At 68.6% G+C, this 15,070-nt stretch carries 17 protein-coding genes and 1 riboswitch; of the genes, 2 read left to right on the top strand and 15 right to left on the bottom strand.

Annotated elements, in window-relative coordinates; all coding sequences use genetic code 11:
* Window position 1 precedes the first annotated feature (1 nt).
* The 15 genes from hisG to QZM72_RS18870 all read right to left on the bottom strand — a co-directional run bounded on the left by hisG (window position 2) and on the right by QZM72_RS18870 (window position 11,853).
* Window positions 2–655 (bottom strand): ATP phosphoribosyltransferase, encoded by a 654-nt coding sequence (gene hisG / locus QZM72_RS18940; RefSeq protein WP_050013128.1) that lies wholly within the window; start codon window positions 653–655, stop codon window positions 2–4.
* A complete protein-coding gene (gene murA / locus QZM72_RS18935; RefSeq protein WP_301738946.1) occupies window positions 652–2,001 on the bottom strand; it encodes a UDP-N-acetylglucosamine 1-carboxyvinyltransferase in 1,350 nt (449 codons plus the stop codon). The genes hisG and murA overlap by 4 nt, the downstream gene beginning before the upstream one ends.
* Window positions 2,002–2,015: 14 nt before the next feature.
* A complete protein-coding gene (locus tag QZM72_RS18930; protein ID WP_006477131.1) occupies window positions 2,016–2,255 on the bottom strand; it encodes a BolA family protein in 240 nt (79 codons plus the stop codon).
* 55 nt (window positions 2,256–2,310) lie between these two features.
* Window positions 2,311–3,132 (bottom strand): ABC transporter permease, encoded by an 822-nt coding sequence (locus QZM72_RS18925; RefSeq protein WP_301738945.1) that lies wholly within the window; start codon window positions 3,130–3,132, stop codon window positions 2,311–2,313.
* Window positions 3,129–4,055: an ABC transporter ATP-binding protein gene (locus tag QZM72_RS18920; RefSeq protein WP_089466494.1), complete on the bottom strand. Its 927-nt coding sequence runs from the start codon at window positions 4,053–4,055 to the stop codon at window positions 3,129–3,131. Before QZM72_RS18920 ends, QZM72_RS18925 begins: the two co-directional genes overlap by 4 nt.
* Window positions 4,056–4,247: 192 nt before the next feature.
* A complete protein-coding gene (locus QZM72_RS18915; RefSeq protein WP_011546610.1) occupies window positions 4,248–4,523 on the bottom strand; it encodes a lipid asymmetry maintenance protein MlaB in 276 nt (91 codons plus the stop codon).
* Entirely contained in the window at window positions 4,520–5,149 is a 630-nt protein-coding gene (locus QZM72_RS18910; protein ID WP_301738944.1) for a phospholipid-binding protein MlaC, read from the bottom strand. The genes QZM72_RS18915 and QZM72_RS18910 overlap by 4 nt, the downstream gene beginning before the upstream one ends.
* A gap of 111 nt (window positions 5,150–5,260) precedes the next feature.
* Window positions 5,261–6,223 carry a VacJ family lipoprotein gene (locus tag QZM72_RS18905; protein ID WP_301738981.1) on the bottom strand — a complete coding sequence of 321 codons (963 nt, stop codon included), beginning with the start codon at window positions 6,221–6,223 and terminating at the stop codon, window positions 5,261–5,263.
* Between the two features lie 30 nt (window positions 6,224–6,253).
* The gene (gene mlaD, locus QZM72_RS18900) at window positions 6,254–6,817 is read right to left on the bottom strand and encodes an outer membrane lipid asymmetry maintenance protein MlaD (protein WP_301738943.1); all 564 of its coding nucleotides are present in this window, start codon (window positions 6,815–6,817) and stop codon (window positions 6,254–6,256) included.
* 24 nt (window positions 6,818–6,841) lie between these two features.
* Window positions 6,842–7,609, bottom strand: a complete 768-nt coding sequence (gene mlaE / locus QZM72_RS18895; RefSeq protein ID WP_089466492.1) for a lipid asymmetry maintenance ABC transporter permease subunit MlaE — start codon at window positions 7,607–7,609, stop codon at window positions 6,842–6,844.
* The gene (locus QZM72_RS18890; protein WP_301738942.1) at window positions 7,606–8,427 is read right to left on the bottom strand and encodes an ABC transporter ATP-binding protein; all 822 of its coding nucleotides are present in this window, start codon (window positions 8,425–8,427) and stop codon (window positions 7,606–7,608) included. The genes mlaE and QZM72_RS18890 overlap by 4 nt, the downstream gene beginning before the upstream one ends.
* 84 nt (window positions 8,428–8,511) lie before the next feature.
* Window positions 8,512–9,636 (bottom strand): thiamine phosphate synthase, encoded by a 1,125-nt coding sequence (gene thiE, locus QZM72_RS18885; protein ID WP_301738941.1) that lies wholly within the window; start codon window positions 9,634–9,636, stop codon window positions 8,512–8,514.
* Window positions 9,633–10,448, bottom strand: a complete 816-nt coding sequence (locus tag QZM72_RS18880) for a thiazole synthase (protein WP_089466489.1) — start codon at window positions 10,446–10,448, stop codon at window positions 9,633–9,635. The genes thiE and QZM72_RS18880 overlap by 4 nt, the downstream gene beginning before the upstream one ends.
* 38 nt (window positions 10,449–10,486) lie before the next feature.
* Entirely contained in the window at window positions 10,487–10,684 is a 198-nt protein-coding gene (gene thiS, locus QZM72_RS18875; protein WP_027783340.1) for a sulfur carrier protein ThiS, read from the bottom strand.
* Window positions 10,685–10,716: 32 nt separating this feature from the next.
* A complete protein-coding gene (locus tag QZM72_RS18870) occupies window positions 10,717–11,853 on the bottom strand; it encodes an FAD-dependent oxidoreductase (RefSeq protein ID WP_089466488.1) in 1,137 nt (378 codons plus the stop codon).
* A gap of 225 nt (window positions 11,854–12,078) precedes the next feature.
* Window positions 12,079–12,202: riboswitch (TPP riboswitch) on the bottom strand.
* A gap of 269 nt (window positions 12,203–12,471) precedes the next feature.
* Here QZM72_RS18870 and QZM72_RS18865 point away from each other — a divergent pair.
* A complete protein-coding gene (locus QZM72_RS18865) occupies window positions 12,472–14,241 on the top strand; it encodes an ABC transporter ATP-binding protein/permease (protein WP_089466487.1) in 1,770 nt (589 codons plus the stop codon).
* A complete protein-coding gene (locus QZM72_RS18860) occupies window positions 14,238–15,014 on the top strand; it encodes an SDR family oxidoreductase (RefSeq protein ID WP_301738939.1) in 777 nt (258 codons plus the stop codon). Before QZM72_RS18865 ends, QZM72_RS18860 begins: the two co-directional genes overlap by 4 nt.
* The last annotated feature ends 56 nt before the right edge of the window (window positions 15,015–15,070 follow it).

Genomic DNA, 15,070 nt, shown 5'->3' with positions numbered 1-15,070 from the left:
CTCAACCGCCATTCTGCGACGCGCGTTCGAACGCGTCGAGGATCGGCTTGAGCGCCGCGCGCTTCAGCTTGAGCGCGGCCTGGTTCACGACGAGGCGCGACGAGATCGCCATGATCTCCTCGACCTCGACCAGATTGTTCGCCTTCAGCGTGCCGCCCGAGCTGACGAGGTCGACGATCGCGTCGGCCAGCCCGACCAGCGGCGCGAGCTCCATCGAGCCGTACAGCTTGATCAGGTCGACGTGCACGCCCTTCGCGGCGAAGTGTTCGCGCGCCGTTTCGACGTATTTCGTCGCGACCCGCAGGCGCGCGCCCTGGCGCACCGCGTTCGCGTAGTCGAAACCGGCGGACACGGCCACCGACATCCGGCAGCGCGCAATGTTCAGATCGATCGGCTGGTACAGGCCCGAGCCGCCGTGCTCGACCAGCACGTCCTTGCCGGCCACGCCGAAATCGGCCGCGCCGTATTCGACGTAGGTCGGCACGTCGCTCGCACGCACGATGATCACGCGCAGGTTCGGATCGGTCGTCGGCAGGATCAGCTTGCGCGACGTCTCCGGATCCTCGGCCACCTGCACGCCGGCGGCGGCCAGCAGCGGCAGGGTTTCCTCGAAAATCCGGCCCTTCGACAGGGCGAGGGTCAGCGGCGCGGTCATGCTTGGCTCCCGGAGAGGCGGCGCACGTTCGCGCCGACGGCGGTCAGTTTGGTTTCCATGCGGTCGTAACCGCGGTCCAGGTGATAGATGCGATCGACGAGCGTTTCGCCGTCCGCGCGCAGCCCGGCGATCACGAGGCTCGCCGACGCACGCAGGTCGGTCGCCATCACGTTCGCGCCGGACAGCTTGTCGACGCCGGTCACGAGCGCCGTGTTGCCGTCGATCGTGATGTTCGCGCCGAGGCGGTTCAACTCCTGCACATGCATGAAGCGATTCTCGAAAATGGTTTCGACGACCTGCGCCGTGCCCGTCGCGACCGTATTGAGGGCCATGAACTGCGCCTGCATGTCGGTCGGGAACGCCGGGTATTCCGACGTGCGGATCGTCACCGCCGACGGGCGGCGGTCCATCTTCACGCGCAGCCAGCTGTCGCCTTCCTCGATCGACACGCCGGCTTCGCGCAGATTGTCGATCACCGCGTCGAGGATGTGCGGACGCACGCCCGTCAGCATCACGTCGCCGCCGGCCGCCGCGACCGCGCACAGGAACGTGCCGGCCTCGATACGGTCGGGGATCACCGAATGGCGCGCGCCGTGCAGCCGCTCGACGCCCTGGATCACGAGGCGATCGGTGCCGATGCCGTCGATTTTCGCGCCCATCGCGACCAGCAAGTGTGCGAGATCGCTCACTTCCGGCTCGCGCGCGGCGTTTTCGATCACCGTCTCGCCGTCGGCGAGCGTCGCGGCCATCAGCAGGTTTTCGGTGCCCGTCACCGTGATCATGTCGGTCACGATGCGCGCGCCCTTCAGGCGCTTCGCGCGCGCTTCGATGAAGCCGTGCTCGATGCTGATCTCGGCGCCCATCGCCTGCAGGCCCTTGATGTGCTGATCGACCGGCCGCGCGCCGATCGCGCAGCCGCCCGGCAGCGACACCTTCGCCTCGCCGAAGCGCGCGAGCAGCGGCCCGAGCACGAGGATCGACGCGCGCATCGTCTTCACGAGCTCGTACGGCGCGACGAGGTTGTCGACGCGCGACGCGTCGAGCTGCACGCGGCAGCCGTCGGTCTCGCTCTTCACGCCCATCTGGTTCAGCACCTTCAGCGTGGTGCGCACGTCCTTCAGGTTCGGCACGTTGTCGAGCTCGACCGGCTCGGCGCTGAGCAGCCCCGCGCACAGGATCGGCAGCGCGGCGTTCTTCGCGCCCGACACGACGATCTCGCCCGACAAGCGCTTGCCGCCTTCGATCACGAGCTTGTCCATCCCCTGTCCCTGCGATTCCCCGTTGGCGGCCGGGTGTGCCGTGGCGACGCTCTGGACGGCGTCGCGCTCGTTGACGGTGACTTGCACTCAGTGATTTCCGTTTATGCGTTCTGCCATTCGGCGGGCGTCAGCGTCTTCATGCTGAGCGCGTGAATTTCCTGCTTCATGCGATCGCCGAGCGCCGCATAGACGAGCTGGTGCCGCTGGATCGGCCGCTTGCCTTCGAAGGCCGCCGACACGATCGTCGCGAAGAAATGCTGGCCGTCGCCTTCGACTTCCAGATGCGTGCAGGCGAGACCGCCGGCGATGTATTGCTTGACCTGTTCGGGAGTCGGCAACATGGTGTAAGGCTCCTGTCGGCGCGCGCCGCCCGGGGGCGGCCGCGGCCTGTCGATATCAATGACGCAGTTTGTAGCCGGTCGCGAGCAGCCGCATCGCGATCAGCGCGAGCAGCACGAAGAAACCGGTGACGATCGCGAGGCTCGCGAACGGGTTGATGTCGGACGCGCCGAAGAACCCGAAACGGAAGCCGTCGATCATGTAGAAAAACGGGTTGAGACGCGACACTTCGCGCCACACGGGCGGCAGCGAGTGCGTCGAATAGAACACGCCGGACAGGAACGTCAGCGGCATGATCAGGAAGTTCTGGAACGCGGCGAGCTGGTCGAACTTCTCGGCCCAGATCCCGGCGATCAGGCCGAGCGTGCCGAGGATCGCCGAGCCGAGCAGCGCGAACGCCATGATGAACAACGGCGCCGCGAAGTGCATCGGGATAAACCAGATCGTCACGACGAACACGCCGGTGCCGACCGCGAGCCCGCGAACGACGGACGCGAGCACGTACGCGCCGAAGATGTCGCGGTACGACAGCGGCGGCAGCAGCATGAACACGAGGTTGCCGGTGATCTTCGACTGGATCAGCGACGACGAGCTGTTCGCGAACGCGTTCTGCAGCACGCTCATCATCACGAGGCCGGGCACGAGAAAGCTCACGTACTCGACGCCCGGATACACCTCGACGCGGCCCGACAGCGCATGGCCGAAAATCGTCAGATAGAGCAGCGCGGTGACGATCGGCGCGAGCACCGTCTGGAACGACACCTTCCAGAAACGCAGCAGTTCCTTGTAGAACAGCGTTCGAAACCCGCTTCCCGGCACGCGCCGGGCCGCCCCTTCGAGCGACAGCGAACGCAGTTCGCGTGGGGGGTGTTGATTCATGCCAGACCCTCGATCACCTCGGCCCCGTTCATTATCTGGACGAACACATCCTCGAGGTCGGCCTTGCGGACCTCGATCTCGTCGAACGTGCAGCCGGCCGCGCGGCATTGCGCGAGGATGCGTTCGACTTCGTCGTAGCTCGCGAGGCGCAGCAGGTGCTCGCCCGGCGCGCGCGCGGCCGGGTCGGTCTCCAGCCCGCGCAGCTCGGCCGGCAGCGCGCCGGTCGCGAACCGCAGGTACAGCTGCAGCCCCGCGAAGCGGCGCAGCAGCGCGTCGGTGCGGTCGAGCGCGACGACTTCGCCGCGGCGCAGCATCGCGATGCGGTCGCACAGCGACTCGGCTTCCTCGAGGTAATGGGTGGTCAGCACGATCGTGTGACCCTCGCGGTTCAGGCGCGAGATGAACTTCCACAGCGTCTGACGCAATTCGACGTCGACGCCGGCGGTCGGCTCGTCGAGCACGATCACCGGCGGCCGGTGCACGAGCGCCTGCGCGACGAGCACGCGGCGCTTCATCCCGCCCGATAGCGCGCGCATGTTCGCGTCGGCTTTCTCGGTCAGATCGAGATTGGCCATCACTTCGTCGATCCAGTCGTCGTTGCGGCGCAGCCCGAAATAGCCGGACTGGATCCGCAGCGTCTCGCGGACGGTGAAGAACGGGTCGAAAACGAGTTCCTGCGGCACGACGCCGAGCGCGCGCCGCGCGTTGCGGAAGTCCTGGACGACGTCGTGACCGCGCACCGAGATACTGCCTTCGTCGGCCCGGGCGAGCCCGGCGAGGATACTGATGAGCGTGGTCTTGCCTGCGCCGTTGGGGCCGAGCAGACCGAAAAACTCGCCTTCCTCGACCGACAGGCTGACGCCCTTGAGCGCCTGAAGCGACTTGTAGCGCTTCTTGACGTGACGGATTTCTATGGCTGACATGACTGTGCGCGACGCCAGGGCCGCGACGCCTATTCTGTGCTTGCTGCGAAAGAAAATGGGGGCCGGACGCCAATTGGCTGCCCCGCAAAACGCTTGATTATAGGGCAAACCGGCAGGGGGAGCCGGCGCCGACGGCGCGCGGCCCGAAGCGTGCGCGCGCCGGCTGGCGCGGCAGACTTCGATCGGACAGGGTCAATGTCGGCCGGTGCCTTCGATGAGCGCGTCGACGCCGTAGGCGCGCGCGAGGCTGGCGAGCTTCGGAGGGAGATTGAGGATGTCGAGGGCCGCGCCGCGCGCTTGGGCGGCGCGTTGCCATGCGAGCAGCACGGCGAGCGCGGACGAGTCGAACTGCGTGAGCGCCGCGCAATCGACGGCGGTCGCACCCGCGCCGATGCGCGCAAGACCGTCAGCGAGCGCCGACTTCGCGCTCGCGACGGTCAGCGAGGAACCGGCTTCGAAGCCGCTCACGACGCTTGCTTGCCGGAGGCAAGTTGCTGGTTACGCTGCGTCAGGAACTGGATCAGCCCTTCCACGCCGCTTTGCTGGATCTTCTCGTTGAACTGCTGCTGGTACGTCTGGATCAGCCACGCGCCGAGCACGTTCAGGTCATACACCTTCCAGCCGTTCGCCGTCTTGTACAGGCGGTAATCGATCTGGACCGGCTGGCCGTTGTTCATCGCGACCGTCTTGACCACGACGTCGGTGTCGGCCGGGTCGGCGCGGAACGGCGGGTACTGGATCTGCTGGTCCGGCTTCAGCTGCGCGAGTGCGCCCGAATACGTGCGGATCAGCAGCAGCTTGAACTGCTCCTGAACCTGCTGTTGCTGCTCGGCCGTCGCCGTGCGCCAGTTGCGGCCCATCGCGAGCTGCGTAGTGCGACGGAAATCGGTGTACGGCAGGATGTCCTTGTTGACGATCGAGATGATGCGGTTGGTGTCGCCCTGCTTGATCGTCTGCTGCTTGACTTCGTCGAGCACCTGCTGCGTCGCCGTCTTGATCAGCACCTGCGGGTTCGACTGGTCGACTTGCGCGTGAGCCGCGCTGCCGAACGAGAACAGCGCCGCGAAAACGGGGATCAGGAACAGTTTTTTCATCATAGTGGCCTGCATGAATGAGTCGATGCGAAGGTTGGAGCAGGTAGCTTACGCGCAAGTTCGCCTACGCTACCGACTGAATCGTTTCCGGCTGTAACGAATGTAAATCCGTCAGTGCAGCCGGATGCTCGGGAACCGGAACCCGCCCGGCGACGGCGGCGCCACCTGCATCGCCGGCACGTTCGTCTCGCTGGCCGGATTGGGCGATTCGGCCGCACCCGAGGCCGGTGCAGCAACCGCCGCGCCCGATGCCGGCGCCGGCGCCGCGCCGCCCACCGCTGCCGCCCCCGCCGTACCGGCCGCGCCGGCTGCCGCCGGTGCCGCGCCGTCTTCCGGCAGGTCGTACTTCGGCAGCGCGTCGTTGCTCGACGTCACGGCAGCCTCGCCGCGCGCGTTGCTGATCAGCATCTGGCGACGCTGCAGGTACGCGTTGCGCACGAACGAATACTTGTCGAGTGCCGCGGCATCGAGCACATCGCCCGCGCCGAGCAGGTTCGCGCGCGTGTTGACCAGGTTCACGCCGAACAGGCCCCAGCTCAGGCCGTCCGGCTTCACGTAGGTGAGGGGGTTGCCGACGTAGTCGACGCCGAGGCCGGCCGTGTCGCGCAGCGTGCTCGGGCCGAGCAGCGGCAGCACGAGATATGGGCCCGACGGCATGCCATAGCGGCCCATCGTGATCCCGAAGTCGGCCGTGTGCTTCGGCAGCTTCGCGATCGTCGCGACGTCGAACAGGCCGCCGACGCCGAACACCGTGTTGATCACGACGCGCATGATGTCGCCGACGCCGTCCGCGATCCGCAGTTGCACGATGTTGTTCGCCGCGATGTAGACGTCGCCGATGTTCGAGAAGAAGTTCGTCACGCTGTCGCGCACCGGCTGCGGCACCACGTACTGGTAGCCCTTCGCGACCGGCTTCAACGCATACGTGTCGACGGTGTCGTTGAACTTGTACATCGTCCGGTTGAAGCCTTCGAGCGGATCGCCCTTGGTCGGCGTCTGCACGGTCGCGCAGCCGCTCAACGCGGCGACTGCCGCCATCGCCAGCGCGGCGTGCCTGATGCGGATCGTGTGCATGGTCATTCCCTCTTGTTTTCTCTCGTGTGGTTATTGGCCGGCCGAACCGGACACCGCCGACGCCGGCACCGCCACCGGCGCCGGTGCGGCGGGCGCGGCGGCCGATGCGCCGGCCGCCGGCTTCGCACCGCCCGCATCGGCGGCCTTGCTGTACAGGAACTGGCCGATCAGGTTCTCGAGCACGATCGCCGATTGCGTCATCGTGATCGTATCGCCCGACTTCAGCATTTCGGTGTCGCCCCCCGGCTCGAGGCCGATATATTGCTCGCCGAGCAGGCCCGACGTCAGGATCTTCGCCGACGAATCCTTCGGGAACGGGTATTGGCCGTCGACGTCGATCGTGACGAGCGCCTGGTACGTGTTGGTATCGAAGCCGATCGACTTCACGCGGCCGACCACGACGCCCGCGCTCTTCACGGCCGCGCGCGGCTTCAACCCGCCGATATTGTCGAATTTCATCCTCACCGAGTAGGTCGGCTGAAACGACAGCGAACTCATGTTGCCGACCTTCAGCGCCAGGAACAGCACCGCAAGGAAGCCCACCACCACGAACAGGCCGACCCAGAAGTCGAGAGCAGTCTTTTTCATCGTCATCCCAAAATTTGGCTTGGCTGAGGCTTAGCTGAACATCAGCGCGGTCAGCAGGAAATCGAGGCCGAGTACGGCGAGCGACGCGAACACGACCGTCTTGGTGGTCGCGCGCGACACGCCTTCGGGCGTGGGCTTCGCTTCATACCCTTGAAACAGTGCAATGAAGGTCACGGCGAAGCCGAACACGACGCTCTTGATCACGCCGTTGCCGACGTCGGCCCAGACCTGGACCCCGCCCTGCATCTGCGACCAGAACGCACCCGGATCGACGCCGATCAGCACGACGCCGACGAAGTACCCGCCGAGCACGCCGACCGCGTTGAAGATCGCGGCCAAGAGCGGCATCGCGATGATGCCCGCCCACATGCGCGGCGCGATCACGTTCTTGATCGGGTCGACCGCCATCATCTCGAGCGCGGTGAGCTGCTCGCCGGCCTTCATCAGGCCGATCTCGGCCGTGAGCGACGTGCCCGCGCGGCCCGCGAACAGCAGCGCGGTGACGACCGGCCCGAGCTCGCGCACGAGCGACAGCGCGACCAGCAGGCCGAGCGCCTGCTCGGAACCGTAGCGGTTCAGCGTGTAGTACCCCTGCAGGCCGAGCACGAAGCCGACGAACAGCCCCGACACGGCGATGATCACGAACGAATAGTTGCCGAGGAAGTGGATCTGCTTCGTGACCAGCCGCGGCCGGCGCAGCAGCGGGAAGAATTCCAGCACGAGGCGCACGAACAGGCGCGTGCCGTAGCCCGCCCGCTCGAGGCCGCCGATGACGTAACGTCCGATCGCGCTGATCATGCGCGCCCTCCGCCGAGCCCGAAATCCGCTGCGAGCGGCGGGCTCGTGTAATGAAATTTGAACGGGCCGTCCGGCGCGCCGTCGATGAATTGCCGCACGCTCGGATCGGTCGACGCGCGCAGCTCGTCGGGCGTGCCCTGCGCGAGCACGCCGCCATTGGCCAGAAAATACACGTAGTCGGCGATCGCGAACGATTCCGGCACGTCGTGCGTGACGAGGATCGACGTCGCGCCCAGCGCCTCGTTCAGCGTGCGGATCAGGTTCGCGGTGATGCCGAGCGAGATCGGATCGAGGCCCGCGAACGGCTCGTCGTACATGATGAGCTGCGGATCGAGCGCGATCGCGCGGGCGAGCGCGATGCGGCGCGCCATCCCGCCCGACACCTCGGACGGCATCAGGTCGCGCGCGCCGCGCAGCCCGACCGCGTTCAGCTTCATCAGCACCAGGTCGCGGATCAGGTCGTCGGGGAGGTCGGTATGTTCGCGCAGCGCGAATGCGACGTTCTCGAACACCGACATGTCGGTAAACAACGCGCCGAACTGGAACAGCATGCCCATCTTGCGGCGCAGCGCATACAGGCCGTCGCGCGTTTGCGCACCAACGTCGGCGCCGTCGAACAGCACCTGGCCGCGATTCGCGCGCACGAGGCCGCCGATCAGGCGCAGCACGGTGGTCTTGCCGCAACCCGAGCCGCCCATGACCGCGACGACCTGCCCGCGCCCGAAGCGCAGGTTCAGGTTGGACAGGACGAGGCGGTCGCCGTAGCCAAAGTCGACGTCGCGAAGTTCCAGCAGGGTCTCGGTAGGAGTGGGGCTCACGGAGCTGACAGTCCTTTTACGCAGAACGCGGAATTATAGGGCCTGCATTGGAATGATGTCGTGACGGCGTTGCGGGCCCTGCGGTCAATGATTGTCAAATTGTCCGGCAAAGCACTGCTGCAGCGCAACAAGCGCCGTCCGATAGTCGGTCGCGCCGGTGACCGCGCTGACCACCGCGACGCTGCCGACGCCCGTCGCCAGCACGGCCGGCAGCGTGTCGAGCCCCACCCCGCCGATCGCGACGAGCGGCGCGCTCGCGCCGGCGACGCGCGCGTAGCGGGCAATCCGCGCGAGGCCCTGCGGCGGCGCGGCGACGGCCTTGGTGGCGGTCGCGTACACGGGGCCGAGCGCGAGATAGCTCGGCCGCTCGTGCAGCGCCCGCACCATCTCGTAATAACCGTGGCTCGAAAGTCCGAGCCGCAGGCCCGCGCGCGCGATCGCGGCCAGATCGGCCGTTTCGAGGTCCTCCTGGCCGAGATGCACGCCGTACGCACCTTCTTCTGCAGCGATCTGCCAGTGATCGTTAATGAACACGCGCGCATCCGGATAGCGGCGCCCGGCGGCCACCGCGCGCGCGATTTCGTGGCGCAGCGCGTCCGGCGCCGCATCCTTCACGCGCAGTTGCACGGTTCGCGCGCCGCCGTCGAGCACGCGTTCGACCCATTCGGCGCTCGGCACGACCGGATAGAGGCCGAGCCGCGCGGGGCACGGCGCGAACGCGGGCTCCGGCGGGGGCGGCAGCCCGGCGACGCGCGGGAACCGCGCGGCATCGACCGGCCATGCGTCGGCGGCGCGCGTCTCGTCGCCGTCGCGCCACGCCAGCGCGAGCACCAGCGCGTCGACCGGCGCGAAGCCGCAATCGAGGAACGCGGCGAGCGCCGCGATCCAGTCGTCCGCGAGCGGATGCGCGGCGTCCAGTGCGTAACGCACGCCGGCCGCATGCAGCACGGCGCCCTGCTCGTCGAATTCGATCGCCACCGCGTCCGGCGACGCAGGCCGCGACACGGCCGACGCGCGCGCCTGCGCGGCACGATCGCCGGCCGACACGATCAGCACGTCGCCGTCGGCGGGCACGTCGGGCACCGCCACGCAGAGCCGCCACGGCGCCGCGCCATCCGGCCAGTCGCCGAGCCGCGCGCGAATCCGCTCGGCCGCTTCGGCCAGCTCGTCGGCCGGCGGCCAGAACGCGTCGGCGAAGCGCGCGCTCATGCGCCGCCCCCGTCCTGGTGCCAGAACGGCATCCCGACGACCGGCGTGCTCGCGTGCGCGGTTTCGCGCGCATCCATCGGGCCGGCGAGATACGCCGCTCGGCCGGCCTCGACGCCCTGCGCGAACGCGCGCGCCATGATTTCCGGGTGCGTGGCCTGCGACACGGCCGTGTTCAGCAACACGCCGTCGAAACCCCATTCCATCACCTGGCACGCGTGCGACGGCACGCCGAGCCCCGCGTCGACGATCAGCGGCACGTCCGGCAGCCGTTCGCGCAGCACGCGCAGCCCGTACGGGTTCACGACGCCCTTGCCGGTGCCGATCGGGGCGCCCCACGGCATCAGCGCCTCGCAGCCGACGTCGAGCAGGCGCCGGCCGATCACGAGATCCTCGGTGCAGTACGGCAGCACCTTGAAGCCATCCTTGACCAGTTGCGCGGCGGCTTCGATCAGCCCGACCGGATCGGGCTGCAGCGTGTAGTCGTCGCCGATCAGTTCGAGCTTGATCCAGTCGGTGTCGAATACCTCGCGGGCCATGTGCGCGGTCGTCACCGCTTCGGCGACGGTCTGGCAGCCCGCGGTGTTCGGCAGCAGCGGCACCGCGTGGCGCTTGAGCAGGTCGAAGAAGCCGGCTTCGGCCGTGCCGCCCGTCATCTGGCGGCGCAGCGCGACCGTCACCATCCCGGGGCGCGACGCCGCGATCGAATCGGACAGCGACTGCAGCGACGGATAGCGCGACGTGCCGAGCAGCACGCGGCTGGCGAAGGTTACGCCGTACAGCGTCAGCGCGTCGGCGGAGGAGTGGGACGTCATGTCGTTTTCCTGGAAGAGCGGGGACGAACCGGCGGCGCTCAGCCGCCCGCGACGGGGTGCACGACGTCGAGCTTGTCGCCCGCCGCGAGCGCGCGCGCCGCATGCTGCGTGCGCGCGACGAAGTTGCCGTTCAGCGCCACCGCGTACGGCGGGCGCGCGCCGTACGCGGCCAGCGCATCGGCCACGGTCGCGCCGTCGGGCAACGTCAGGGTCTGTTGATTGATCTGGATATCCATGAGGCTGGGTCGGATTCGGTCGGCGGCGCGCGTCAGGCCGGCTGGCGCGCGTCGTCGCGGTGATGAAGCAGCGTCGGCCAGCGGGCGGCGTCGCGCCACGCGGCGAACGCGTCGGCGTCGCCGAGCTTGCCGCCGAGCGCGGCTTGCGCGAACGCGACGGCCGCGTGCGCGACTTCCGGCGCGATCATGAAGCCGTGCCGGTACAAACCGTTGACGGCGAGCGTCGATGCGCCGTCCCAGATCACCGCCGGGCGATGATCGGGCAGCGTCGGCCGGCACTGCGCGTTGAGTTCGAGGATGCGCGCCTCGCCGAACGCCGGATGCACGGAGAACGCCGCGCTCAGCAGTTCGAGCGCGGAGCGCACGCTGACGGGCGACATGTCCTCGCCCTCCACCTCGGTCGCGCCGATCACGTAGAGATCGTCCTGCTTCGGCGCGACGTACAGCGGGTAGCGCGGATGCAGCAGCCGCACGGGCCGGGTCAGCCCGATGCCGGGCGCGTGCACGCGCGCGACTTCGCCGCGGATGCCGCGCAGCGCGGGCAGCGCGGGTTTCGCGCCGAGCCCGCGGCAATCGATCGTGAAATGCGCGGCGGGCAGGTTCGCGTCGTCGACCGGCGCGTGCCAGTGCAGCGCGACACCGCGTTCGGCGAGGCCCGCCGCGAGCGCGCGCAGCGCCTGGCGATTGTCGAGCTGCCCTTCGCGCGGCAGCATCAGCCCGCGCGCGAAGCGGCCCGCGAGCGCGGGTTCGGCCGCATCGACCTGCGCGCCGGCGAGCGTCACGAAGCCGCCGTCGAACAGCTCGGCCGGCGCATTCGCGCGCACGCGCCGCTCGAACAGCGGCGCCTCCGCGCGGTCCGCGTGATGCCAGACGACGAGCGTGCCGTGCTGCTGGAAGAAAACGGGTTCGGGCAATTCCGCGAGCCACTGCGGCCAGCGCGCGAGCGACGCGACGCCGAGCTCGGTGATCAGCAGTTCCGCGCTCGCCGCTTCCGCGAGCGGCGCGAGCATCGCGGCCGCGATCCACGCGGCCGACTGCTCGCCGTCCGGGCCGCCGCGCTCGTAGAGCGCGACGCGATGGCCGTCGCCCGCGAGCCGCCACGCGATCAGGCGGCCGACGAGGCCGCCGCCGAGCACCGCGAAATCGGGTCGTGCATCCCGGACGTTCATCGCGCGCCCTCCGCGCGGTCACGCGCGACGAACGCCGACGCGCACGCGCCGCCGCATGCGAACGCACGCGGCATCGGGGCGGGAGCCCTGCAAAAGACTGAAGATTGTGCGGCCATCATTCCTTCCGTAACGCGCAATGCGCGTACCCAAAAGGACGAAACCGGCAGCAAAGGCCGGCCGGGCGGGACTCGGGCGCTGACCATGTGGGATGGCGGCCAGCGCGGCCCGGCGGGATCAGAAACTTCCCTCGCCGGTATTACCCGGATCGGGTGCGAAGGGTCTTTCTCAGCCTCGCCGCGCTGCCCGGAACATCCGCCGGCCGCGCCACGAAGCACCCCTGTTTCGTCGTCGGCCATTAGACCATAAAAGCGGAAACCGCCGCAAACTGTCCCCCTGCGGCAAATTCGCCGGGCTGCCGCACCGCTCTGGCACAATGCCCGCAGGCCGGCCGCGCGAGCGGCCGGTTGCCGCGTCACCGCCGGTTTTTAAGTGCCGTTTAAGACGCACGGGCGACCATCCGGACGCCCGCCGTCAATCAGCGCCGCGCCCCGGCATGCCGTATCGCGGCGCGCGCCCGGTTTCGCCCGGCCCGCGCGCCGGCTCATCATCAGGAAGCACATGACCCAATCGATCGATCCCGTCCGCTCCGCCTCCGACGCGCCGCAGGACGAGCGCCCGGTATCCGCATGGAGCCTCATCAAGCCCTACTGGGTATCGTCCGAATGGAAAATCGCGTGGGGGTTGCTGGTCACGATCATCGCGATCAACCTCTGCGTGGTCTGGATCAACGTCCGGCTCAACAAATGGAACGCGCAGTTCTACAACGCGCTGCAGTCGAAGGACGTCCACGACTTCCCGAACCTGCTGATGCAGTTCTCCGCGCTCGCCTTCGCGTTCATCATCCTCGCCGTGTACGGCCGCTACCTGCGGCAGATGCTCGGCTTCCGCTGGCGCCAGTGGCTCACCGACCGCTTCCTCGGCCAGTGGCTCGGCGATCGCGCGTTCTACCGGATCGAACGTGACCGTCTCGCCGACAACCCCGACCAGCGGATCACCGACGACCTCCAGTCGTTCGCGACCACGACGCTCGCGCTGTCGCTCGACCTGCTGTCGACGGTCGTCACGCTCGTGTCGTTCATCACGATCCTGTGGTCGCTCGCCGGCGCGCTGACGTTCACGCTCGGCGCGACGCCGATCGCGATTCCCGGCTACATGGTGTGGGCCGCCGCGCTGTACGCGGTGGTCGGCTCGCTGATCATCCAGAAGGTCGGCCATCCGCTCGTGTCGATCAACTACCAGCAGCAGCGCGTCGAGGCCGATTTCCGCTTCGGGCTGATCCGCGTGCGCGAGAACGCCGAGCAGATCGCGTTCTACGACGGCGAGAAAACCGAGGCCGGCAACGCGCAGACCCTTTTCATGCGCATCCGCGACAACTGGTGGCGCGTGATGAAGTACACGAAGCGGCTCACGTTCGTGCTGAGCTTCTACGGGCAGATCGCGATCATCTTCCCGCTCGTCGTGGCCGCGCCGCGCTACTTTGCCGGCGCGTTCTCGTTCGGCGTGCTGATGCAGATCTCGTCCGCGTTCGGCACCGTCAGCGATTCGTTCTCGTGGTTCATCAACAGCTACTCGACCCTCGTCGAATGGCGCGCCACCGTCAACCGTCTGCGCGAATTCAAGCGCGTGATGGGCACGTCGCACCTGAAGGAAAGCCTGTCGCCCGCGACCGAGCACGGCGGCATCAACCTGCACTACGTCGACGCCGCGAAACTGTCCACGTCGTCGCTCAAGCTCGCGCTGCCGAACGGCAACGCGCTCGCGAACATCGGCGACGTCACGATCGAGCCCGGTTCGCGCTGGCTCGTGATCGGCAAGTCGGGTTCCGGCAAGAGCACGTTCATGCGCGCGCTCGCGGGCCTGTGGCCGTTCGGCGACGGCGCGATCGACGCGCCGGTCGGTGCACGCATGATGTTCGTGCCGCAAACCAGCTATTTGCCGATCGGCACGCTGAAGGCCGCGCTCACCTATCCGGCGACGCCCGACGCGTTCAGCGACGAAGCGTGCCGCGACGCGCTGCGCGCGTGCCGCCTCGAGGATTACGTCGGGCGTCTCGACGAGACCGGCCACTGGACCCGCGTGCTGTCGCCGGGCGAGCAGCAGCGTCTGGCCGGCGCGCGCGTGCTGCTGCACAAGCCGGACTTCCTGTTCCTCGACGAAGCGACCAGCGCGCTCGACGCCGACAACGAAGGGCGCCTCTATCACCTGTTCGCCGAACGGCTGCCGAAGGCCGCGATCGTCAGCATCGCGCACCGCGAATCGCTGGCCGCGTTCCACGTCGGCACGATCAACGTCGAACGCGTGAACGACGACGACAAGGTCGCCGCGTGAACCCACGCGCCGCGCACGTCGCGCGGATCGCGCTGATCACCGGCGCCGGTTCGGGGATCGGCGCGGCGCTCGCGCGGCGGCTCGCGGCGCCCGGCGTCGCGCTGGCGCTGCATGCGCGCGGCGCGGACGACGCGGCACGCGCGCGGCTCGCCGACGTCGCACAAGCGTGCACGGCTGCCGGCGCGGAATGCCTGACGCTGACCGGCGATCTCGGCGAACCGGGTATTGCCGCCGAGATCGTCGATGCCGCCGCCGCCCGCTTCGGCGGGCTCGACCAGCTCGTCGCGAACGCCGGCTTCGCCGCGCGGCAATCCTTTTCCGACCTCTGCGCGGATGCGCTCGCATCCGCGTTCGCGGCGATGCCCGGTGCGTTCTCCGCACTCGCGGGCCGCGCGCGGCCGCTGCTCGAAGCATCGGCCGCACCGCGGATCGTCGCGGTCAGTTCGTTCGTCGCGCACCGTTATCGCGCCGATGCGCCGTTCGCGGCGACCGCCGCCGCGAAAGCCGCGCTCGAGTCGCTCGTGCGTAGCGCGGCCGCCGAATTCGCCGCGCACGGCATCACCGTCAACGCGGTCGCGCCGGGCTTCACGCGCAAGGACCACGGGCCGAGCGCCGGCAACGCCGCCGCATGGGCGCAGGCCGAACAGGCGACGCCGCTCGGCCGGATCGCCGAACCCGACGACGTCGCCGCGCTGATTGGGTTCCTGCTGTCGGACGCGGCGCGGCAGATCACCGGCCAGGTCATCCACGTCGACGGCGGCCTGACGCTCTGACGCGTCTTTCCGCCTGCCTGCTTTCCCGCACGACCCTGCCTCCGCCTTTTTGGCGC

Origin of the sequence: Burkholderia sp. AU45388 (assembly GCF_030481585.1) — a bacterium.
GTDB classification, from domain to species: Bacteria; Pseudomonadota; Gammaproteobacteria; order Burkholderiales; family Burkholderiaceae; genus Burkholderia; species Burkholderia sola.
Note: the sequence above shows the minus strand (reverse complement) of the source record. Positions and strands in the feature narration are given on the sequence as shown.

Coding starts and splice junctions, on each gene's coding strand:
- QZM72_RS18870 (WP_089466488.1), bottom strand. CDS start 11,853: ATGAACGTCCGGGATGCACGACCCGATTTCGCGGTGCTCGGCGGCGGC.
- hisG (WP_050013128.1), bottom strand. CDS start 655: ATGACCGCGCCGCTGACCCTCGCCCTGTCGAAGGGCCGGATTTTCGAG.
- QZM72_RS18880 (WP_089466489.1), bottom strand. CDS start 10,448: ATGACGTCCCACTCCTCCGCCGACGCGCTGACGCTGTACGGCGTAACC.
- QZM72_RS18910 (WP_301738944.1), bottom strand. CDS start 5,149: ATGAAAAAACTGTTCCTGATCCCCGTTTTCGCGGCGCTGTTCTCGTTC.
- QZM72_RS18865 (WP_089466487.1), top strand. CDS start 12,472: ATGACCCAATCGATCGATCCCGTCCGCTCCGCCTCCGACGCGCCGCAG.
- thiE (WP_301738941.1), bottom strand. CDS start 9,636: ATGAGCGCGCGCTTCGCCGACGCGTTCTGGCCGCCGGCCGACGAGCTG.
- thiS (WP_027783340.1), bottom strand. CDS start 10,684: ATGGATATCCAGATCAATCAACAGACCCTGACGTTGCCCGACGGCGCG.
- QZM72_RS18925 (WP_301738945.1), bottom strand. CDS start 3,132: ATGAATCAACACCCCCCACGCGAACTGCGTTCGCTGTCGCTCGAAGGG.
- QZM72_RS18905 (WP_301738981.1), bottom strand. CDS start 6,223: ATGCACACGATCCGCATCAGGCACGCCGCGCTGGCGATGGCGGCAGTC.
- mlaD (WP_301738943.1), bottom strand. CDS start 6,817: ATGACGATGAAAAAGACTGCTCTCGACTTCTGGGTCGGCCTGTTCGTG.
- QZM72_RS18920 (WP_089466494.1), bottom strand. CDS start 4,055: ATGTCAGCCATAGAAATCCGTCACGTCAAGAAGCGCTACAAGTCGCTT.
- mlaE (WP_089466492.1), bottom strand. CDS start 7,609: ATGATCAGCGCGATCGGACGTTACGTCATCGGCGGCCTCGAGCGGGCG.
- QZM72_RS18930 (WP_006477131.1), bottom strand. CDS start 2,255: ATGTTGCCGACTCCCGAACAGGTCAAGCAATACATCGCCGGCGGTCTC.